Source organism: Oerskovia turbata (genome assembly GCF_000718325.1).
GTDB lineage: Bacteria > Actinomycetota > Actinomycetes > Actinomycetales > Cellulomonadaceae > Oerskovia > Oerskovia turbata.
Map to the genome: position 1 here is coordinate 37,900 of NZ_JOFV01000008.1, position 20,523 is coordinate 58,422.

The 20,523-nt window shown below is 72.7% G+C and carries 17 protein-coding genes and 1 riboswitch; of the genes, 9 read left to right on the top strand and 8 right to left on the bottom strand.

What is annotated here, in order from left to right:
- Window positions 1-98: 98 nt before the first annotated feature.
- A complete protein-coding gene (locus tag IE95_RS0110025) occupies window positions 99-1,922 on the bottom strand; it encodes a phospho-sugar mutase (protein WP_084690088.1) in 1,824 nt (607 codons plus the stop codon).
- Between the two features lies 1 nt (window position 1,923).
- Window positions 1,924-2,763 carry a purine-nucleoside phosphorylase gene (locus tag IE95_RS0110030; RefSeq protein WP_030151492.1) on the bottom strand — a complete coding sequence of 280 codons (840 nt, stop codon included), beginning with the start codon at window positions 2,761-2,763 and terminating at the stop codon, window positions 1,924-1,926.
- Window positions 2,764-2,882: 119 nt separating this feature from the next.
- Between IE95_RS0110030 and IE95_RS0110035 the strand changes: the two genes are divergently transcribed.
- Window positions 2,883-4,322 (top strand): NAD(P)H-quinone dehydrogenase, encoded by a 1,440-nt coding sequence (locus IE95_RS0110035; protein ID WP_420819382.1) that lies wholly within the window; start codon window positions 2,883-2,885, stop codon window positions 4,320-4,322.
- 19 nt (window positions 4,323-4,341) lie between these two features.
- On the opposite strand, the gene IE95_RS0110040 is transcribed toward IE95_RS0110035, so the two are convergent.
- On the bottom strand, window positions 4,342-7,158 hold the full coding sequence (locus tag IE95_RS0110040; protein ID WP_129429480.1) for an endonuclease/exonuclease/phosphatase family protein: 2,817 nt from the start codon (window positions 7,156-7,158) through the stop codon (window positions 4,342-4,344).
- Between the two features lie 197 nt (window positions 7,159-7,355).
- Here IE95_RS0110040 and IE95_RS0110045 point away from each other — a divergent pair, with 197 nt between their 5' ends.
- Genes IE95_RS0110045 through IE95_RS0110065 form a run of 5 tightly spaced genes read left to right on the top strand, consistent with a single transcriptional unit; the run spans window position 7,356 to window position 13,828 of the window.
- Complete coding sequence (locus IE95_RS0110045; RefSeq protein ID WP_030151495.1) at window positions 7,356-8,894, top strand: CoA-acylating methylmalonate-semialdehyde dehydrogenase; 1,539 nt, start codon at window positions 7,356-7,358, stop codon at window positions 8,892-8,894.
- A 39-nt stretch (window positions 8,895-8,933) separates the two neighbouring features.
- Complete coding sequence (locus IE95_RS0110050; RefSeq protein WP_084690090.1) at window positions 8,934-10,421, top strand: aspartate aminotransferase family protein; 1,488 nt, start codon at window positions 8,934-8,936, stop codon at window positions 10,419-10,421.
- Window positions 10,418-11,251, top strand: coding sequence for a nitrilase-related carbon-nitrogen hydrolase (locus IE95_RS0110055; protein ID WP_030151497.1), 834 nt, complete (start codon window positions 10,418-10,420; stop codon window positions 11,249-11,251). Before IE95_RS0110050 ends, IE95_RS0110055 begins: the two co-directional genes overlap by 4 nt.
- A gap of 27 nt (window positions 11,252-11,278) precedes the next feature.
- A complete protein-coding gene (gene hydA, locus IE95_RS0110060; protein WP_030151498.1) occupies window positions 11,279-12,715 on the top strand; it encodes a dihydropyrimidinase in 1,437 nt (478 codons plus the stop codon).
- Window positions 12,716-12,727: 12 nt separating this feature from the next.
- Window positions 12,728-13,828, top strand: a complete 1,101-nt coding sequence (locus IE95_RS0110065; protein WP_030151499.1) for a TIGR03842 family LLM class F420-dependent oxidoreductase — start codon at window positions 12,728-12,730, stop codon at window positions 13,826-13,828.
- 21 nt (window positions 13,829-13,849) lie between these two features.
- Here IE95_RS0110065 and IE95_RS0110070 read toward each other — a convergent pair whose 3' ends face one another.
- Complete coding sequence (locus IE95_RS0110070; RefSeq protein WP_036571791.1) at window positions 13,850-14,626, bottom strand: methyltransferase domain-containing protein; 777 nt, start codon at window positions 14,624-14,626, stop codon at window positions 13,850-13,852.
- A 129-nt stretch (window positions 14,627-14,755) separates the two neighbouring features.
- Window positions 14,756-14,823: riboswitch (guanidine-III (ykkC-III) riboswitch) on the top strand.
- Between the two features lie 13 nt (window positions 14,824-14,836).
- Between IE95_RS0110070 and IE95_RS0110075 the strand changes: the two genes are divergently transcribed.
- Window positions 14,837-15,151: a DMT family transporter gene (locus IE95_RS0110075; protein ID WP_030151501.1), complete on the top strand. Its 315-nt coding sequence runs from the start codon at window positions 14,837-14,839 to the stop codon at window positions 15,149-15,151.
- Between the two features lies 1 nt (window position 15,152).
- The gene (locus tag IE95_RS0110080; RefSeq protein ID WP_030151502.1) at window positions 15,153-15,497 is read left to right on the top strand and encodes a DMT family transporter; all 345 of its coding nucleotides are present in this window, start codon (window positions 15,153-15,155) and stop codon (window positions 15,495-15,497) included.
- A gap of 9 nt (window positions 15,498-15,506) precedes the next feature.
- On the opposite strand, the gene IE95_RS20855 is transcribed toward IE95_RS0110080, so the two are convergent.
- From IE95_RS20855 to IE95_RS0110095, 3 genes are all read right to left on the bottom strand, one after another.
- On the bottom strand, window positions 15,507-16,049 hold the full coding sequence (locus IE95_RS20855; RefSeq protein ID WP_420819381.1) for an NUDIX hydrolase: 543 nt from the start codon (window positions 16,047-16,049) through the stop codon (window positions 15,507-15,509).
- Between the two features lie 124 nt (window positions 16,050-16,173).
- A complete protein-coding gene (locus IE95_RS20860) occupies window positions 16,174-16,737 on the bottom strand; it encodes a hypothetical protein (RefSeq protein ID WP_030151504.1) in 564 nt (187 codons plus the stop codon).
- The gene (locus IE95_RS0110095; RefSeq protein ID WP_129429479.1) at window positions 16,734-17,084 is read right to left on the bottom strand and encodes a hypothetical protein; all 351 of its coding nucleotides are present in this window, start codon (window positions 17,082-17,084) and stop codon (window positions 16,734-16,736) included. Before IE95_RS0110095 ends, IE95_RS20860 begins: the two co-directional genes overlap by 4 nt.
- Before the next feature lie 184 nt (window positions 17,085-17,268).
- On the opposite strand from IE95_RS0110095, the gene IE95_RS0110100 reads away from it, so the two are divergent.
- Entirely contained in the window at window positions 17,269-18,585 is a 1,317-nt protein-coding gene (locus tag IE95_RS0110100) for an MFS transporter (RefSeq protein WP_240666162.1), read from the top strand.
- A gap of 74 nt (window positions 18,586-18,659) precedes the next feature.
- On the opposite strand, the gene IE95_RS0110105 is transcribed toward IE95_RS0110100, so the two are convergent.
- Entirely contained in the window at window positions 18,660-20,486 is a 1,827-nt protein-coding gene (locus IE95_RS0110105; protein ID WP_240666161.1) for an acetyl/propionyl/methylcrotonyl-CoA carboxylase subunit alpha, read from the bottom strand.
- Window positions 20,487-20,523 lie beyond the last annotated feature (37 nt).

Sequence of the window (20,523 nt, forward strand, 5' to 3'; positions counted from 1 at the left end):
CGTGCCGTACGGACGACGAAGGCCGTCGCCCGCTCCAGGTGGAGCAGGCGACGGCCTTCGTCGTGTGGCGCCGGACCGGCCAGCTGGTCCGCCCGCCCTCAGATACCGAGCGCGGCCGCGACGTCCTGGCGCACGTGGTCGAGGCGGGTCCGGGCGAAGGCACGGGCCGCGGTGAGGTCGTCGTGGCTCGCGTCGGGCGCGACCGGGACGATCACCTCGAGGTAGCACTTGACCTTGGGCTCGGTGCCGCTCGGACGCACGATGACCCGGGTGCCGTCCGCAGACAGCAGCCGCACGCCGTCGGTCGGCGGCAGCCCGTCGAGCCCCTCGGACAGGTCGACGACGTCGCTCACCCCCGAGCCTGCGAGCGTGCGCGGGGGCGCCGCCCGCAGCCGGGACATGGCCGCCGGGATCTGGTCGAGGTCGGTGAACCGGGCCGAGAGCTGGTCGGTCACGTGCAGGCCGTGAGCACGGGCAAGGTCGTCGAGCGCATCGACGAGAGTCCGCCCCTCGGCCTTGAGCCGGTTCGCGAGCTGCGCCAGGAGCAGGGCCGCACTGATGCCGTCCTTGTCGCGCACGACCTGCGGGTCGACGCAGTAGCCGAGCGCCTCCTCGTAGCCGTACACCAACCCGTCGACACGCGAGATCCACTTGAAACCCGTGAGCGTCGCGGAGTAGCCCAGCCCGTGGCTGTCGGCGATCTTGCGCAGCAGCCGCGAGGACACGATCGAGCTCGCGAAGAACGGGGTCCCGTCCGCGCGTCCCGTCGCGTCCGCACGTCGGCCGATCTCCTCGCCGAGCAGCGAGCCCACCTCGTCCCCGTGCAGCATGCGCCACCCGTTCGACCGGGCCGTCTCGGCCCCCTGGTACGTCCCGACGCGCGGGTCGTACACGGCGAGGGCGCACCGGTCCGCGTCGGGGTCGTTCGCGATCACCAGGTCCGCCGTGGCGTCCTGCGCGTACGCGAGCGCGAGGTCGATCGCGCCGGGCTCCTCCGGGTTGGGGAACGCCACGGTCGGGAACAGCGGGTCCGCCTCGAACTGCTCGGCGACGCTGATGACGTCGGTGAAGCCCGCGTCCGCCAGGACCCGGGCGAGCACCTCACCTCCCACGCCGTGCAGCGGGGTGGCGACGATGCGCAGGTCGCGCGCGGCGCCGTCGGACAGCCGGCCCACGGACTCGACGTAACCGAGCGCGACGTCGCGACCCAGGACCGTCCAGCCGTCGGTCGCGCGCGGGACCTGCGCAGCCACGGGCGAGCGGTCGATCGCGGCCGCGATCTCGGCGTCGTACGGCGGCACGATCTGCGCCCCCTGGCCCGAGTCCGTGACCACACGGCCGCCGAGGTACACCTTGTAGCCGTTGTCCGCCGGGGGGTTGTGGCTCGCGGTGACCATGACGCCCGCGTCGGCACCCAGGTGGCGCACCGCGTAGGCGAGCACGGGCGTCGGGAGCGCGGACGGCAGGATCGACGCCTCGACGCCCGCAGCCGTGAACACCGCGGCGCTGTCGAGCGCGAACGTGTGCGAACGGTGCCGGGCGTCGTACCCGATGACGACGCGCGGCGTGCGCCCCGGCAGGGCGTCGCGCAGGAACGACGCGAGGCCCGCCGCGGCCCGGATCACGACCGCCCGGTTCATGCGGTGGGGGCCCGCCGCCATCGCGCCGCGCAGGCCCGCGGTGCCGAACTGGAGCGTGCCGACGAAGCGGTCGCGCAGCTCGGCCCGAGCCCGGGCGCGCACCGCGTGGTCGCGCGGGTCGGGCGAGTCGGCCTCCGCGAGGAGCGTGCGCAGCTCGGCCTGGTCGGCGGGCTCGGGGTCCGCCGCGATCCAGGCCTCGACCTCCGCCAGGAAGGACGCGTGGCTGCGCCCGGCCTCGTAGCCGGGGTCGTCCACGTCGAGGTGGTCCTGTGGGTCCGTCATGTCACACCAGCTTCGCGATCTCGGCGAGCAGAGAGCTGATCCGGGGGCCGGCCGCCTGGCCGGCCTCGATGACCTCGCCGTGCGAGAGCGGCGTGGGGCTGATGCCCGCGGCGAGGTTCGTGACCAACGAGATGCCCAGCACCTCGAGACCCGCATGCCGCGCGGCGATGGCCTCGAGGGTGGTCGACATGCCGACGAGGTCCGCACCCAGGACGCCCGCCATGCGCACCTCGGCAGGGGTCTCGTAGTGCGGCCCGGGGAACTGGGCGTACACACCCTCGCCGAGCGAGCCGTCGACCGACCGGGCCAGGTCCCGCAGGCGCGAGGAGTACAGGTCCGTGAGGTCGACGAACGTCGCACCCTCCAGGGGCGAGGTGGCGGTGAGGTTGATGTGGTCGCTGATGAGCACCGGGGTCCCCGGTCCGTGGTCGAGGTTCAACCCGCCGCACCCGTTGGTGAGGATCACGGTCTGCGCGCCCGTCGCCGCCGCGGTCCGCACGCCGTGCACGACGTGGCGCACGCCCTTGCCCTCGTACAGGTGGGTGCGCGAGCCGAGCACGAGCGCGTGACGGACCGAGCCGTCGACGCGCTCGATCCGGATCGAGCGCGTCGTGGCGACGTGGCCGGCGACGGCGGGCTTCGAGAACCCGGGGATCTCGTTCGTGGGGATCTCCGCGACGACGTCGCCCAGGAGCTCGGCCGCCCCGCCCCAGCCCGACCCGAGCACGAGGGCGACGTCGTGCCCCTCGATTCCGGTGGCTTCGGCGATGTGGTCCGCAGCGGCGCGGGCCACGAGGAACGGGTCGGTCGTGGGGTCGTCGAGAGACAAGGTCGTCGTCATAGGACGAGGCTATCCGTTCTCACGCCACGCGCCCCGCGGAACGCCCGTCGTCGCCCCAGCGCGTCGTCCTGTCCGCATGCTGACACGAATGCCCCTCGGATGCTGACAGAATGGCACCTGTGACGAACGAGAACCCCGACCTGCAGGCCAGCCGCATCGTGATCCTGGGCGGTGGACCCGGAGGCTACGAGGCGGCTCTCGTCGCCCGTCGGCTCGGCGCCGACGTGACCGTCGTCGAACGCCAGGGGCTCGGCGGAGCCGCCGTCCTCACCGACGTGGTGCCGTCCAAGACCCTCATCGCGACGGCCGACTGGATGACCATCGCCGACCGCGCCGCCGACCTCGGCATCCGCCTGCCCGTCGACACGGCCAAGGCCGCGCACCCCGCGATGCGCCGTCACATGGTCGACCTCGACGCCGTCAACACCCGTGTCATGGCGCTCGCGGCCGCGCAGTCCGCCGACATCCACGCACGTCTCGAGCGCGAGGGCGTGCGCGTCCTGATCGGCGAGGGACGCCTCGACGGCCCGTCGCGCGTGCACGTCACGCTCCAGGAGGACGCGGCCGAGGTCACGGTCGACGCCGACGTGATCCTCCTCGCGCTCGGTGCGACGCCCCGCGTCCTGCCGACCGCGATCCCCGATGGCGAGCGCATCCTCACCTGGACCCAGCTCTACAACCTCAAGGAGCTCCCCGAGCGCCTGATCGTCGTGGGCTCGGGCGTCACGGGAGCCGAGTTCGCGGGGGCCTACAACGCGCTGGGCTCGGACGTCGTGCTCGTCTCGAGCCGCGACCGCGTGCTGCCCGGCGAGGACGCCGACGCCGCCGAGCTCATCGAGGGGGTCTTCCGCTCGCGCGGCATGACGGTCATGTCCCGCACGCGCGCCGAGGCGGCCGTGCGCACCGACGAGGGCGTCGAGGTCACGCTCGCCGACGGGCGTGTGGTCAAGGGCTCGCACGTGCTGCTGGCCGTCGGGTCCATCCCCTCGACCGCGGGCATCGGCCTCGAGGAGGCCGGTGTGCGCCTGACGGCGAGCGGTCACGTGCAGGTCGACAAGGTCTCGCGCACCTCGGTGCGCGGCATCTACGCGGCCGGCGACTGCACGGGCATCCTGCCGCTCGCCTCGGTCGCGGCGATGCAGGGCCGCGTGGCCATGTCGCACGCCCTGGGCGACGCCGTGAGCCCCATCAAGCTGCGCACGGTCGCCGCGAACATCTTCACGGCCCCCGAGATCGCGACCGTCGGGTACAGCGAGGAGAAGCTCAAGGAGCAGGGCTCCAAGTACGTGACCACGACGCTCCCGCTGGCCCGCAACCCGCGCGCCAAGATGCTCGGCATGCGCGACGGGTTCGTGAAGCTGTTCGCGCACCCCGAGGCGAGCGTCGTCCTGGGCGGTGTCGTCGTGGCCCCGCGCGCGAGCGAGCTCATCTTCCCCATCACGCTCGCGGTCGCGCACCGCCTCACGGTCGACGACGTCGCGGAGGCCTTCACGGTCTACCCGTCGCTGTCCGGGTCGATCGCCGAGGTCGCGCGCATGCTCCACCACCGCGAGGACTGAGGCGCAGGCGGGCCCGCGCCTACCCGGCCGGTGCGGGCTCCTGCTCCTGCGCGGGGCGCACCACGGTCACGAGCGGACGGTGGTCGGACGAGACGTCGTCCAGGACCCGGAAGCGCTCGAAGCCGAGGCCCGCGCCGAACATCCAGTCGATGCGGTGGCGTGGTGCGTCCGCGGGGGACGTGAGGTCGTCCGCGTCCCCCGCCTGGTCCTGCCCGCTCACGAGCCCCTGGGACTCGACGAGGGTGATCTCGTCCCAGTCGGGCTCGGCGTTGAAGTCACCCGCGAGCAGGTAGGTCCCCTCGACCGGCTCGGCCGTGAAGAGCGTGTCGAGCTGGTCGAGACGGGTCGGGGTGTTCTCGCGGCGGTGCTGCAGGTGCACGGAGGTGACGCGCAGCCCGTCGGCCCAGGCGGCGCGCAGGTCGGCCCCGTCCGCAGGCGTGACGGTCGCGGAGATCGCGGACCGGTGCTGCGGGCCCGCTCCGAAGGGCAGCGACGTCCGCGACACGTCGGAGACCGTGACGGTGTCCGGGTCCCAGAGGATCGCGTTCCCGAACTGGCGGTCGGCCGCCCCGACGAACGCGACCTCCATGTCGGTGGCGCGTGCGAGGTAGCTCGCCATGTCGATGCCACCGCCCAGCACCCAGCCGCGCGAGACCTCCTGGAGCGTCACGACCTGGGCGCCCGCGTCGCGGATCGTCGCGGCGACGTCGTCGAGCTCGACCGACGGCGTCGCGCTGACCCCGTAGTGCAGGTTCCAGTCGAGGACGACGAGGCCCTGCTCGTCGGCGGTCGCCGCACCGCTCGCCGTCCGGTCCCCGGCCGGCAGGTCGACGAGCTGCACTGCGGCGCCGCCTGCAGCCAGGGCGGCGACCGCGGCCACGACGGGCAGCGCGACGCGCACGCTCGGCGGGGCGACGCGGGCGGCTGCCGCGGTGCCCGCGGCGGCCTGCGGCAGGGGGCGGGTGCGACGCAGTCCCGCGACCCCGATCACGAGGGCGACCAGGACCGGCACGGACGCGTTGGGCACGGGCAGGGGCACGTCGTAGTCGAGCTGGTAGACCAGGAGCGGCAGGATGAGCCCCAGTCCGACGGCGGTGCTCGCCCCGGCCAGGCGCAGCCAGCCGATCTCACGGGCAGGCCGGGTCAGGGCGTGCACGACGGCGTCGGTCGAGGCGACGGCGAGGCCGACGACGCAGACGAGGAGGGCCCAGGCGAGGAGGTCGTCGAGCACCTCGGTCCGGCCGGGCACCACGAAGACGACCAGGGCGAGAGCGACGAGCGCCACGAGGTCGGCCCACCGACCCAGGACCGACAGGACGACGTTGCCCCCGGGACGGCTCGACCGTGCGGTGCCCCGGACGGTCGTGAGCCCGACCATCAGGGCCATGAACGCGACGGCTCCCGCCGCGGCGGTCAACGGGAGGCCCGTCTGCGACGCGATGAAGGCCGGGTTGCCGAAGACCATGACGCCCAGCGCGAGGTACGGGCCGAGCACCCAGAGCCCGCGGGCGCCGGGGGCGGCGGGGTCACCGCGCAGCAGCCAGGCCGAGACCGCGGCCAGCCCGCCGAGCACGAGCGGAGCCACCCAGGAGAGCAGGCCGGTGCGCCAGTACGCGTCCCACGTCCCGTGGAGCAGGCTCACGCCCGCGGCACCCAGGACACCCAGGGAGATGCCGAGCGCGACCATGCGCCCGTTCGCGAGAGGCGTCCAGGTGTCTCCTACCCGCTCAGGGGAGTCGTCAGCGGGTGACGGCCGGACACCGCTCACGAACGCGACCACGATGACGAGCGTGGCCACCGCGAGCGCGGCACCCCCGAGCCCCAGCCCGTAGCGGGCCGACCCGAGCGCGCCGTCCGAGCCGGCGGCGATCCCGAGGCCCTGCAGACCGAGTCGCCACGCGACGAGGGCGAGCACCGCACCGAGCGTGACCCGCCCCGAGATCGGCAGCCGCGCGGCGATGATGGTCACGGCCAGCGCGGGAGCCGCGTACGTGATCAGGGCCGTGCCGGCGGCGACGGTCACGCTCGCGGCGAAGGCACGGTCGAGCAGGGGTCCGCTCGCCCGGATCATCTCGACTGCGAGCGCCGTGACGACGGTCAGCAGGAGCAGGCGGGCGGCGTTGCCGCGGCCGAGCCGTGTCACGTGCCGGGCCGCGTGGGAGAGCTGTCGACGGGTCGGGAACGGGGTCGACGAACCGGACGAGTCCCGGGGGTCGACGACCAGGGTGTCGGCAGCGTCGGCAGTGTCGGAGCCGTCGCGGCCGAGGTGATCCTCGGCAGCGTCGGTGGTGTCGGCAGCGTCGGCAGTGGCCGGCTCGACCGTGGTGGGTGCGCCGGGTGCGCCGGGTGCGCCGGGCGCCTGGGAGAGGTGCGGGGCGAAGCGGGCTGCGCGCTCGCGCCATGCCGTCGGTGCCGTCGGTGCCGTCGGTGCCGGCGGGGTCTCGGCCGAGACCGCGACGCGCTCCCAGGCGGAGGCGCCGAAGGTGGTCGGTCCCGATGCTGCGGCCGACGTGTCGCGGGCCGCGGTCGTGGAGGGTCCTGCTGCCGGGTCCCCGACCGGTGCCACCGGTGCGGGCGAGGGGTGCGGCGCCGTCGGGCCGCCTGCCGTGGTGGGCAGGGCGGAGGTCCGGGGGCGTGCGGTCGGCAGCGCGCCGGTGGCGGGGGACGAGTGCCACGCGGTGTCCGCCTGGCGCTCCAGGGCGGCCTGCTCGGCGGCACGTCGCTCGGCGCGGGTCATCGGCCGTGCGGGAGCGGGGTCCGGTCCGGGAGGAGGTGGGCCTGCCGGGGTGCGCCGGTCGCCCGGGGCGTGGCTGCTCGTGCGGTGCTCGTCGGTCACGGCCCGACCGTACCCGGGCCCGGTGGCGCGACGACAGCGGCACGCACGGTGGGCGGGCGCTCGACCTCGCTTCACCCCTGCAAGCTCCGGTCGGTGTGATCGACATCACATGACGGGCGTCCTCGTGCCACACTGAGACTCAGTCGTCGACGACCCCGGCCGCCGCCCCGCGTGCCGCGCCCGGGAGGGAGGCCAGCATGACGAGCAGCACCCCCGAGCGGACCCCACGGGTGATCGGACACGTCGTCGGTGGTCGCCGCGTGGAGGAGGCGCAACGCTACGGAGCCGTCCACGACCCGGCCACCGGACGGGTCACGGGCCGAGTGGCCCTCGCCTCCGCGGCCGACGTGGACGCGGCCGTCGCGGCGGCGCTCGCGGCCTTCCCGGGATGGTCCCGGACGGGCCTGTCGCGGCGCGTCGAGATCCTCTTCGCGTTCCACGAGCTGCTGCGCGGGCACCGGGACGAGATCGCCCGTCTCGTCTCGGCCGAGCACGGCAAGGTCGTGTCCGACGCCGAGGGGGAGGTCGCGCGGGCCCTCGAGAACGTCGAGTTCGCGACCGGGATCCCGCACCTGCTCAAGGGGGGCTTCAGCCAGCAGGTCTCGACCGGGGTGGACGTCCACGAGGTCAAGCAGCCGCTGGGCGTCATGGTCGGCATCACGCCCTTCAACTTCCCGGCCATGGTGCCGCTGTGGATGATCCCGACGGCGATCGCGTGCGGCAACACGTTCGTCCTCAAGCCGAGCGAGCGCGACCCGTCGGCGTCGTTGCTGGTCGCCCGGCTCCTGGCCGAGGCCGGGCTGCCCGACGGCGTCGTCAACGTGGTGCAGGGCGACCGGGTCGCGGTCGACCGGCTCCTGGAGCACCCCGACGTCGCCGCGATCAGCTTCGTCGGCTCGACCCCCGTCGCCCGTCATGTCTACGAGACGGGCACGCGCCACGGCAAGCGGGTCCAGGCGCTGGGCGGGGCGAAGAACCATCTGGTCGTCCTGCCCGACGCCGAGCTCGACGCCGCGGCGGACGCGGCGGTCTCGGCGGGGTACGGGTCCGCGGGGGAGCGGTGCATGGCGATCTCGGTCGTGGTCGCGGTGGGCGACGTCGCCGACGCCCTCGTCGAGGCGATCCGCACCCGCGTGGCGGGGCTCGTCGTCGGGCCGGGGAACGACCCCGCCTCCCAGATGGGGCCGCTCATCACGGCCGAGCACCGCGACCGGGTCGCGGCGCGCGTGGGCAGCGCCGTCGACGAGGGAGCGGTCCTGGTCCTGGACGGGCGCGACGGGCCGCCCGTCGGGCCAGGGGCGGACGGGCAGGACACGAGCGGCGGGTTCTTCCTGCGACCGAGCCTCGTGGACCACGTGCGGCCCGAGCACACGGTGTACCGCGAGGAGATCTTCGGGCCCGTGCTCTCGGTCGTGCGGGTCGAGACGTTCGACGACGCCCTGCGGCTCGTCGACGAGAACCCGTACGGCAACGGCGCCGCGATCTTCACGCGCGACGGGGGAGCGGCCCGACGCTTCGAGGTCGAGGTGCAGGCAGGCATGGTCGGCGTCAACGTCCCCATCCCGGTGCCCGTCGGCTACTACTCGTTCGGCGGGTGGAAGGGGTCGCTGTTCGGGGACTCGCACATGTACGGCCCCGAGGGCATCCACTTCGCGACCCGGACCAAGGTCGTGACGTCGCGGTGGCCGGACCCCGCGACCAGCAGCATCGACCTGGGGTTCCCCCGGACCCGGTGACGAGGCGGACGAGCCGACGGACGAAGGGACGGCGATCCGATGACGGACGCAGTGCAGGGCACGGCCCGGGCCGGGCGCGACGACGCCCACGTCTTCTACTCGTGGTCGGCGCAGGAGCTGATCCGGCCCGTGACGATCGCGGGCGGGCAGGGCGCCTGGTTCTGGGACGAGAAGGGCACGCGCTACCTGGACTTCGCCTCGCAGCTCATCAACCTCAACCTGGGGCACCAGCACCCCGCGCTCGTGGGCGCGATCCAGGCGCAGGCCGGACGCCTCGCGACCGTGGCGCCGTCGTTCGCGAACCCGGTGCGCAGCGAGCTTGCGCGCCTGATCGTCGAGCGCGCGCCCGGCGGAGCCGACGGCGGGCTGAACCGTGTGTTCTTCACCAACGGGGGCGCCGACGCCGTGGAGAACGCCGTGCGGCTCGCCCGGCGCCACACGGGCCGGCAGAAGGTCCTGGCCGCCTACCGGTCCTACCACGGCAACACGGGCACGGCCGTGACGGCCACGGGCGACCCGCGGCGCTGGCCCAACGAGGTGGACCCGGGCGTGCGGCACTTCTTCGGGCCCTACACCTACCGGTCGTCGTTCGGGGCCAGGACCGACGCCGACGAGTGCGTCGCGGCGCTGCGCCACCTGCGCGAGGTCGTCGAGCTCGAAGGGCCCGCGACGATCGCCGCGATCCTGCTCGAGACCGTGGTCGGGACCAACGGCGTGCTCGTGCCCCCCGACGGCTACCTCGCAGGGGTGCGCGAGCTGTGCGACGAGCACGGCATCCTGTACGTCGCGGACGAGGTCATGGTCGGCTTCGGTCGCGTCGGCGAGTGGTTCGCCGTCGACCACTGGGGCGTCGTGCCGGACCTCGTGGTCTTCGCCAAGGGCGTCAACTCGGGATACGTCCCGCTCGGCGGGGTGATCGTGTCCGAGCGTGTCGCCGCGAGCTTCGACCGCACCCCGTTCCCCGGCGGGCTCACCTACTCGGGTCACCCGCTCGCGTGCGCGCCCGGCGTCGCGAGCATCCACGTGCTCGAGGAGCAGGGCATCCTCGACCGGGTCCGGTCGCTGGGCGAGCGGGTCCTCGGCGAACGACTGCGCGACATGGCCGCCCGGCACCCCAGCGTGGGCGAGGTCCGCGGGCTCGGTTTCCTCTGGGCGATCGAGCTCGTCCGCGACCCCCTCACGCGCGAACGCCTCGTGCCGTTCCAGGGCACGCCCGAGCAGAACGCCCCCATGGCCGAGGTCGTCGCGGCGGTCACCGCGGGCGGCGTCTGGCCCTTCCCGCAGGTCAACCGGCTGCACCTCGCCCCGCCGCTCGTCACGTCGGTCGAGGACCTCGAGCACGGCCTCGACGTCGTCGACGCGGCCCTCGACGTCGCCGACCGGTACGTCGTCGAGCCCGCTCCTCACGGGCGAGGCGCAGCACCGGGGCCGCCGTCGGGACCCTCGGCGCCGTCGGTGCACCCGCCGTCGGCCGAGCACAACGGCCACCGCCCCCGTCCCACCGCACCACCCGAGGAGACCCCATGATCGTGCGCGCCGCCCTCACCCAGGTCCGCTGGACCGGCGACCAGGAGTCCATGGTCGCGGCCCACGAGCGGTACACCCGCCAGGCCGCCGACCAGGGGGCCCGGGTCATCTGCTTCCAGGAGGTGTTCAACGCGCCCTACTTCCCCCAGGTCGAGGACGCCGCGTTCTACTCCTACGCCGAGTCCGTCCCGGGACCGACGACCGAGCGCTTCGCGGCCCTCGCCCGGGAGCTGGGCATCGTGGTCGTGCTGCCCGTGTACGAGCTCGAGCAGCCCGGGATCCTCTACAACACCGCGGCCGTGATCGACGCCGACGGCAGCTACCTCGGCAAGTACCGCAAGACCCACATCCCGCACCTGCCCGGGTTCTGGGAGAAGTTCTACTTCCGCCCCGGCAACCTGGGCTACCCGGTCTTCGACACCGCGGTCGGGCGCATCGGGGTCTACATCTGCTACGACCGGCACTTCCCCGAGGGGTGGCGGGCCCTGGGTCTCGCCGGAGCGACCATCGTCTTCAACCCGAGCGCCACGAGCCGCGGCCTGTCCAACTACCTGTGGCGGCTCGAGCAGCCCGCAGCGGCCGTGGCCAACGAGTACTACGTCGGTGCCATCAACCGGGTCGGGTTCGAGGAGCTGGGCTCGAACGACTTCTACGGCACGAGCTACTTCGTGAACCCCGAGGGTGCGTTCGTCGGCGAGACGGCCGACGCCTACGAGGAGGAGCTCGTGGTGCGCGACCTCGACCTCGACCTGCTGACCGAGGTCCGCACCCGGTGGCAGTTCTACCGCGACCGCCGACCTGACGCGTACGGCCCGCTGACCGCGCCCTGAGACCGACGAGACGAGAGGACGCACACCATGGCACTGACCCTCATCACGGGTGGCACCGTCGTCGGGCCCACCGGGCGCTCGCGCGCCGACGTCCTGCTCGACGGCGAGCAGGTCGCCGCGCTGCTGCGCCCGGGCGACACGTCGCTCGGCGTGGACCTCGCCTCGGTCGCGCAGACCGTGATCGACGCGACCGGCAAGTACGTCATCCCGGGCGGCGTGGACCCCCACACCCACATGGAGCTGCCGTTCGGCGGCACGGCCGCGTCGGACACGTTCGAGACCGGGACGCGTGCCGCGGCCTGGGGAGGCACGACGACGATCGTCGACTTCGCGGTCCAGCGCACCGGCGAGCGCGTCCAGGACTCGCTCGCCGCCTGGTTCGCCAAGGCCGAGGGGAACTGCGCCGTGGACTACGGGTTCCACCAGATCCTCGGCGGGGTCGACGACGACTCGCTCAGAGCGATGGACGAGCTCGTGGCCGAGGGCATCACGAGCTTCAAGCTCTTCATGGCCTACCCCGGGGTGTTCTACAGCGACGACGGGCAGATCCTGCGGGCCATGCAGAAGGCCGCGACCAACGGGTCGCTCGTCATGATGCACGCCGAGAACGGCATCGCGATCGACGTCCTCGTGCGCCAGGCCCTCGACCGCGGCGAGACCGCCCCGTCCTTCCACGGCACCACGCGCCCCTGGGAGACCGAGGAGGAGGCCACGCACCGCGCGATCATGCTCGCGCGACTCGCGGGCGCACCGCTCTACGTGGTGCACATGTCGGCCAAGCAGGCCGTGGCCACGCTCGCCCGGGCCCGCGACGACGGCTGGAACGTGTTCGGCGAGACCTGCCCCCAGTACCTGTACCTCTCGCTCGAGGAACAGCTCGGTGCGCCCGGCTTCGAGGGCGCCAAGTGGGTCTGCTCGACCCCGCTGCGCTCGCGGGCCGAGAAGCACCAGGACGAGCTGTGGCGCTACCTGCGCACGGGCGACCTGTCGGTCGTGAGCACCGACCACTGCCCGTTCTGCTTCAAGGAGCAGAAGGAGCTGGGGCTCGGCGACTTCTCCAAGATCCCCAACGGGATCGGCGGCGTCGAGCACCGCCTCGACCTCGTCTACCAGGGCGTCGTCGACGGACGGATCTCGCTCGAACGCTGGGTCGAGCTGTGCTGCACGACGCCGGCGCGCATGTTCGGCCTCGGCGACCGCAAGGGCGTGCTCACCCCGGGCGCCGACGCCGACGTCGTGGTCTACGACCCCGCCGGGCACACCTCGATCGGCTACCCCACCGACGGCAACGGCAAGACCCACCACATGAACATGGACCACTCCGCGTGGGAGGGGTTCGAGATCGACGGGCACGTCGACGTCGTGATCTCGCGCGGGAAGGTCCTGGTCTCCGGCGGCGAGTACCACGGGCACCCCGGGCACGGCCGCTACCTGCGCCGCAGCCACTCGGCATACCTGAGATGAAGGGGACCGGCCATGACCGCGACCGGCACGGCCGAGCGACTCGACCTCGGCGTCGTCCTGCAGACCGACCCGCCCGCGTGGCGCGTCGTCGACCTCGCACGACGCGCCGAGCTCCACGGGTTCAGCCACGTGTGGACGTTCGACTCGCACCTGCTGTGGCAGGAGCCGTACGTCATCCACTCCCAGATCCTGTCCGCGACCCACCGCGTGACCGTCGGGCCCATGGTCACCAACCCCGCGACACGCGACGTCACCGTGACCGCGTCCACCTTCGCGACCCTCAACGACATGTTCGGCAACCGCACGGTCTGCGGGATCGGTCGCGGAGACTCCGCCGTCCGGGTGACCAACGGCAAGCCCGTGACCCTCGCCGAGCTGCGCACGGCCGTCACGACCATCCGAGGGCTCGCCGGCGGGCAGGCGGTCGAGCACCACGGCTCGACGCTCCACCTGCCCTGGGCCCCCGACAGCCGCACCCCCGTGTGGGTCGCGGCCTACGGCCCGCGGGCGCTGGCGCTCGCGGGCGAGGTCGGGGACGGCTTCATCCTCCAGCTCGCCGACCCCGACATCGTGGCCTGGTCGATCGACGCGGTACGCCGTGCCGCCGAGCGCGTGGGGCGCGACCCGGCCGAGGTGACCATCTGCGTGGCCGCGCCCGCGTACGTGACGGACGAGGCGTCGTCGGGCACGGGCGGGCGTACCCTCGCCCACGCCTACGACCAGTGCCGCTGGTTCGGCGGCATGGTCGGCAACCACGTCGCGGAGATCGTCGCGCGCTACGGGGCGGGGGACAGCACGGGGACGGACGGCGACGGGGGACCGAGCATCCCCCGGGCCCTGACCGACTTCGTCGCAGGTCGCGTCGACTACGACTACAACGAGCACGGGCGCGCGGGGAACACGCACACCGCGTTCGTGAGCGACGAGATCCTGGACCGGTTCTGCCTGATCGGGCCGCCCGCGCGGCACGTCGAGCGGCTGCTCGAGCTCAAGGCGCTCGGCGTCGACCAGTTCGCGCTCTACCTCCAGCACGACGCGAACGACGAGACGCTCCAGGCGTACGGCGAGCTGGTCCGCCCGGCGGTGCAGGAGGCCGGCCGTGTCCGCGAGTGAACGGGCCGCGCGGCGTGGCTGCTAGGGCAGCGGCCGGTCGGCCACCACGAGGAAGAGGGTCACAGACGCGAAGAACGGCTGCGTCGCGAGGTGCTCGGTCCAGCGTGCCTCCGCGCGCTCGCGCAGGTAGCCCGCCTCGACGGCTCGGCGGGCGACTCGGGCCAGGCCCAGGACCTGGTCCGCCTCGCGGACGTCGCGGAAGACGGCGGTCACGGGGATGACGCGCTCGACCACGAAGCCGGTCCATTCGGCGAGCCTGGTGAGCCCGCGCCCGATCCTGCCGTTGCGGACGACCTGCTCGACGACGAAGCGCCCGTAGGCGTCGCTCGTCGCGGCGTCGGGGCCGTCGACGACGAGCGTCCCCCAGTCCGGTTCCGCGAGCACCGCCCGACCTCCGGGACGCAGGACCCGGAACGTCTCCGCGAGGACCAGCGCGGGGTCGGCCACGTGCTGGAGCACCCGGTCCGTGTGTGCGCGGTCGACGCTGCCGTCGGAGAGGTCCAGTCGGTGGACGTCCGCCTCCTCGACCCGGACGGTGGCCAGGTCGTGCACCAGCGCGCGGGCCCGGGTCACGGCCCCGGCGTCGTGGTCGAGCCCGAGGACGCTCCCGGACGGCCCGACGGCTGCGGCGTACGCGGGCAGGTCGGCACCAGGGCCGCAGCCCAGGTCGAGCACGGCGTGGCCCTCGTGCAGGTCGAGCTCGGTCGTGGCGAGGGTCTTGTAGCCCCTGCCCAGATCGGAGGCCGCCAGGCGCACCAGGTAGTCGTCGGGACGGGAGAGCTCGAAGAGTTCCGGCATCCGACGATCCTGGCGGGGTCGTCGCGCCCGAGGGTGGTGTCGGTCGGGAGCGGCGGGGTGGATCGTGTGAAGACTGGGTCGTCGACGTAGCGACCCCTGGCCGGTGCGCCGTGATGTTGGTACGCTCGTACCAAGTTCCTCCGACGAGGGACGCGCGGACGAGGGAGCAGTACCCGCACGGACAAGACTGACTCAGAGGGGTTACTTGTCATGGCTTGGGTCGTCCTCGTCCTCTCCGGGATGCTGGAAGCCGTCTGGGCGACGGCTCTGTCCGCCTCGGAGAACTTCACGCGCAAGCGGCCGACGGCCGTCTTCGTCCTCTCCCTGACGCTGAGCATGGTCGGTCTCGCCTGGGCGATGACCTCCCTGCCCACCGGTACCGCGTACGCGGTGTGGGTCGGCATCGGGGCCACGCTCACGGTCGTCTGGGGCTTCATCACCGGTTCCGAGACCTTCACCTGGCTGCGCGGGCTGCTCCTGGTCCTCCTCGTCGGATCCGTGGTCGGCCTCAAGGTGGTGAGCTGACATGCCGTGGATCGTCCTGCTCGTCAGCGCCGTCTTCGAGGCCGTCTGGGCCACGGCCCTCGGCCAGTCCGACGGGTTCTCACAGCTCGTCCCGTCGATCGTCTTCGTCGTCGCGCTCGCCGTCTCCATGGGCGGGCTCGGCTGGGCCGTCAAGCACATCCCGATCGGCACCGCCTACGCGGTGTGGGTCGGCGTCGGCGCAGCCCTGACCGTGTCCTACGCGATCCTCACCGGCGACGAGTCCGCCTCGGCCGGCAAGGTCGTCTTCATCGCGGGCATCATCGCCGCGGTCGTGGGGCTCAAGCTCGTCCCGCACAGCACCCCCAAGGACCCCACGGCACCCTAGGGGCGGCTCTCAGGCACGCTCGGCGAAGCGCCCCACGAGCTCGGGCCACGCGTCCCGGAACGCGTCCAGCAACGGGAGCGAGAGGACGTTGACGACCGGGACCCACGCGATCTCCAGGCTCTCCGCATCGGTCGCACGGGCTTCGAGGTGCGCACCGGGCAGGACCTCCGCGAGGACGGTCGTGTACCGCCACGGCCCGTGGTCCAGGACCCGGTCGCCCACGATCGTCACGAGCGCGGGATCGACGCCCGCCTCCTCGTGCGCCTCGCGCAGCGCGCCCTGCTCGGGCGACTCGTCGGGATGGATCGCGCCGCCCGGCACGCCCCACGTGCCGCCCTGGTCGCTCCAGGGAGCGCGGTGCTGGAGCAGCACGTGGCTCACCCGGCCGTCCTGGCCCCGCCGGGCGACGAGCAGCCCTGCGGCGCCCGCCAGCCCCCAGTGCCGCCTGCCGCACGTGCACTCGACCCAGCCGTCCCCGGGCTGGAGGTGGCGCGCCGCGCGCGGGGTGTCGGTCACGTCGTGGGGAGGTGTGGGCTCGGTCGGGATCGTCACGGTCCCACCCTGCCATCCGGGGGAGTCTCGGGACAGCGCCTCCGTCCTGCTCGCGCCACGCAGAGCGGGCCGGTGCCGTCGTCGCTGACGTCGTCGGGACCGGGCCGGTGGGACGATCGACGGCTCATCCGCGGAACGCGTTCTTCGGATCCGCGTCGCACTCGGCGACTCGTGGATCCTCCGCAGGAACGACGCCGGGGTCGGCGAGGAAGTCGTCCGCGTCGACGCTCTCGTCGAGCAGGTCGGCCCGCTGGAGACAGTCGACCAGCAGAACCATGCGGTCCTCGTTCTGCGGGTTCTCCCGCAGCTCGTGGTAGAATGGCTCGACGTAGCCCAGGTTCTCGTCCTGGCAACGCAGGAAGACATCGTCGGCCGCAGCCTCCTGCCCGTCCTGGATGCCCTCCATCCGCGTACCGTCGGCCTCGAGGAAGAGCGTGTATCCCTCGTTCTCGACGCACGCCTTGAACCTGGTGCGAGCCTCGGAGTACTCGGCGTCGGTGATCTCGTAGTCCTCGAGGACGCTGCGCTGAAACTCGGTCGTCCTCGTCATCGCCTGATCGAAGTCGGCCTGGAAGGGGCTCCGTGGCGCGTCCTCGCCGGCAGCGCATCCCGTGAGCACGAGGACCAGCGCGGAGAGCCCGCTCGAGACGAGGACGCCGACGCCGTGACGGTCGCCGTGCCTGCTCACGCGAACCGCATCCAGCCGCTCGTCTCGGTGAAGCCGGGTACGTCGTAGTATCCCCGAGCCTCCACGCGGACGACGGTGAGGGGAGACGACACCGACGGTGACGTCGAGACCCCGGACTTGAGGGTGCCTGCGGCGTAGCCGATGCTGCCCCCTGCTGTCCGGTACACGATGCGCGGCTGCGCCTTGTCGCAGTGGACGGAGGAGGTCTTGGCGCGTGGGTACGGGTAGCTCGCTTCGAACCCGCAGTAGCTCATGCTCATCCAGACGGCACCGGCCGGAGGGGCGACGACCTGCAACCCTCCCACCGCTACGGCGACCGCGACCAGCATCCTGAGAATCTTCTTCATCGTGCGTCCCCCCTCGGGACCATCGCCAAGCAGCGACGGTCGGCGTGGGAGAACATATCGGGTGGACCGTGCGGGCGCAACGGATCGCTGACCTGCGGGGCGATGGCGATCCGATGCCTGGGCAGGTGCGACAGGGCGCACGAATCTCCTGGACGTGCGCCGTCCCGGCCCGCACCATTGTCAGGTGAGTCATCCCGAGCAGCACACCGTGTCCGACCCGACCGCAGAGGATGCCACCCCCGGCGACACCTTCGACGACACCGCCGACAAGCCGCGCTGGCGGCGCGACGCGACGATCTTCCTGGGCGGCCAGACGGTCTCGCTGTTCGGGTCGATGCTCGTGCAGTACGCCATCATGTGGCACCTGACCCTCGAGACGAAGTCCGGGTCGGTGCTGGCGCTCGCCTCGGTCTTCGGCTTCCTGCCGCAGGCGCTCGTGTCGATCTTCGGCGGCGTGTGGGCCGACCGGCTCAACCGCAAGGTCCTGATCATCGCGGCCGACGCCTCGATCGCCGTGACGACGCTCGCCCTCGCGCTGCTCATGCTCTCGGGCACGGACGACCTGTGGCTCATCTACGCCGCGCTGGCGATCCGTTCGGTCGGTGCCGGGATCCAGATGCCCGCGGTGTCCTCGCTCCTGCCCCAGCTCGTCCCGGTCAGCAAGCTCATGCGGGTCAACGGGATCAACGGGTCGATCCAGTCGGCCATGACGCTGCTGGCGCCGGCGGTCGCGGCAGCCGTCTACGCGAGTGCCTCGATCGTCGCGATCTTCTTCGTCGACGTCGTCACAGCCGTGATCGGGATCGGGCTCCTGGCCCTGATCCCCGTGACCAAGGTGCTCCGCACCGACGTGGTCGAGGGCGAGAAGGTCGGGTACTTCGACGACCTCGTGGGCGGCCTGCGCTACCTGCGCGGCCACGCGTTCGTCCGATGGGTCCTGGGGCTGTACGCGGTCGTGTTCCTGCTCATCGTGGCACCGTCCTACCTCACGCCGCTCATGGTCGTGCGCACGTTCGGCGAGGAGGTCTGGAAGCTCACGGCCAACGAGCTGGCGTTCTCGGTCGGCATGATCCTGGGTGGTGTCCTGCTCGCGACGTGGGGTGGCCTCAAGAACCGGGTCGCGATGATCATCGGGTCCACGTTCGTGTTCGGCGGTCTGTCGATCGGCCTGGGGCTCTCGACCAACATGTGGGTCTTCTTCGCCTTCATGTTCCTGGTCGGCCTCGCGGTGCCGTTCTTCTCGACGACCTCGATGACGATCCTGCAGGAGACGGTCGAACCCGACCGGCAGGGGAGGGTCTTCGGGTTCGTCGGCATCGTGATGGCGCTCGCGATGCCGCTCGGGATGCTGATCTTCGGCCCGCTCGCGGACCGCTTCTCGGTCGAGTCGCTCCTGGTCGTGTCCGGCGCGCTCATGTTCCTCGTGATCGCGATCGCGGTGCTGGTGCCCTCGGGCCGCCGTGCGATGCACGCGGCCGACGCGCACACGTCGGGGTCCTGAGACGGGCCGAACCCGAGGTTCGTCGGGCGGCTCGCGCGAGCTGTCCGACGAACCTCGGGTTCGAGGTACCAGGGTCAGACGGTGACGTCCGTGATCTCGCAGATCGCGGTGCCCGAGCTCACGCTCGCACCGACACCGGCCGACAGGCCCGTGACGCGGCCTGCGCGGTGCGCGACGAGAGGCTGCTCCATCTTCATGGCCTCGAGGACCACGATGAGGTCGCCCTCGGCCACCACGGCACCGTCGGCGACCGCGACCTTGACGATCGTGCCCTGCATGGGCGACGCGAGCGTCGTGCCGTTGCCCCCGTTGGTCTTGGCGGCCGTGCGACGCGCGGGTCGGCGTGCGGCGTTGGCCGTCCGCGCACGGCCGGCGGCCATGCCGAGCCCGGCGGGCAGGACGACCTCGAGGCGCTTGCCGCCGACCTCGACCACGACGCGCTCGGTCGCGGGGGCCTCGTCCTCCTCGGAGGTCGGCGCGGGCGTCACGGGGGCGAGCTGCTTGAGCTCGTCCGCGAACGACGTCTCGATCCAGCGCGTGTGCACCCGGAACGCCGAGTCGTCGGCCGGGACGAAGTCCTCGGCGTCGAGCACGGCCCGGTGGAACGGCAGGACCGTGGGGATGCCCTCGACGACCGTCTCGCGCAGTGCGCGGCGTGCGCGCTCGACGGCTTCGCGGCGGGTGGCCCCCGTGACGATGATCTTGGCGATCATCGAGTCGAACGCCCCCGAGATGACGTCGCCCTCGATCACGCCGCTGTCGACGCGGACGCCCGGGCCGCTGGGGAAGTGCAGGCGCGAGATGCGGCCGGGTGCCGGCAGGAAGTTCGCGGCGGGGTCCTCGCCGTTGATGCGGAACTCGAGCGAGTGGCCGCGCGTGGCCACCGAGGAGTAGCCGAGCGGCTCGCCCGCGGCGATGCGCAGCTGTTCGCGCACGAGGTCGATGCCCGAGACCTCCTCGGTGACGGGGTGCTCGACCTGGAGCCGCGTGTTGACCTCGAGGAAGGAGATCGTGCCGTCGGCGCCGACGAGGAACTCGCACGTCCCCGCACCGACGTAGCCGGCCTCGCGCAGGATGGCCTCGGAGGCCTTGTAGAGCTCGGCGCGCTGCTCGTCCGTCAGGAACGGTGCGGGTGCCTCCTCGACGAGCTTCTGGTGGCGGCGCTGGAGCGAGCAGTCGCGCGTGGAGACGACGACGACCGTGCCGTGCTCGTCGGCGAGGCACTGGGTCTCGACGTGTCGCGGGGTGTCCAGGTAGCGCTCGACGAAGCACTCGCCGCGACCGAAAGCGGCCGTGGCCTCACGGACCGCAGAGTCGAACATCTCGTCGATCTCGTCGACCGTGCGCGCGACCTTGAGGCCGCGCCCGCCGCCGCCGAACGCCGCCTTGATCGCGATGGGCAACCCGTGCTCCGCGGCGAACGCGTGGACCTCGGTCGCGTCAGCGACCGGGTCGGGCGTCCCGGGCACCAGGGGAGCGCCCGCACGGTGCGCGATGTGCCGTGCGCTGACCTTGTCGCCCAGCGCGTCGATCGCGGCGGGCGGCGGGCCGATCCACACGAGGCCCGCGTCGATGACCGCCTGCGCGAACCCGGCGTTCTCGGCGAGGAACCCGTAGCCGGGGTGCACGGCGTCGGCGCCCGAGCGGCGGGCGACGTCGAGCAGCTTGGCGATGTCGAGGTACGTGTCCGCGGCGCGTGCACCGTCGAGCGCGAAGGCCTCGTCGGCGAGACGCACGTGCAGGGCCTCACGGTCGGAGTCCGCGTACACGGCCACCGAAGCGATCGAGGCGTCGGCGCAGGCGCGCGCGATGCGCACGGCGATCTCGCCGCGGTTGGCGATGAGAACCTTCGACAGGCGTCGGGTCGGGCTGGTCGCGGGGTTCGTGGAGTTCTCGGGCACGGCTCACGGTAGCGCGTCGGGCGCCCTGGGTTCACGC

What these genes read in the sequence shown, in the direction of transcription:
- IE95_RS0110025 (WP_084690088.1), bottom strand. Translation starts at nt 1,922, where the DNA reads ATGACGGACCCACAGGACCACCTCGACGTGGACGACCCCGGCTACGAG.
- IE95_RS0110030 (WP_030151492.1), bottom strand. Translation starts at nt 2,763, where the DNA reads ATGACGACGACCTTGTCTCTCGACGACCCCACGACCGACCCGTTCCTC.
- IE95_RS0110045 (WP_030151495.1), top strand. Translation starts at nt 7,356, where the DNA reads ATGACGAGCAGCACCCCCGAGCGGACCCCACGGGTGATCGGACACGTC.
- IE95_RS0110050 (WP_084690090.1), top strand. Translation starts at nt 8,934, where the DNA reads ATGACGGACGCAGTGCAGGGCACGGCCCGGGCCGGGCGCGACGACGCC.
- IE95_RS0110055 (WP_030151497.1), top strand. Translation starts at nt 10,418, where the DNA reads ATGATCGTGCGCGCCGCCCTCACCCAGGTCCGCTGGACCGGCGACCAG.
- hydA (WP_030151498.1), top strand. Translation starts at nt 11,279, where the DNA reads ATGGCACTGACCCTCATCACGGGTGGCACCGTCGTCGGGCCCACCGGG.
- IE95_RS0110065 (WP_030151499.1), top strand. Translation starts at nt 12,728, where the DNA reads ATGACCGCGACCGGCACGGCCGAGCGACTCGACCTCGGCGTCGTCCTG.
- IE95_RS0110070 (WP_036571791.1), bottom strand. Translation starts at nt 14,626, where the DNA reads ATGCCGGAACTCTTCGAGCTCTCCCGTCCCGACGACTACCTGGTGCGC.
- IE95_RS0110075 (WP_030151501.1), top strand. Translation starts at nt 14,837, where the DNA reads ATGGCTTGGGTCGTCCTCGTCCTCTCCGGGATGCTGGAAGCCGTCTGG.
- IE95_RS0110080 (WP_030151502.1), top strand. Translation starts at nt 15,153, where the DNA reads ATGCCGTGGATCGTCCTGCTCGTCAGCGCCGTCTTCGAGGCCGTCTGG.
- IE95_RS0110095 (WP_129429479.1), bottom strand. Translation starts at nt 17,084, where the DNA reads ATGAAGAAGATTCTCAGGATGCTGGTCGCGGTCGCCGTAGCGGTGGGA.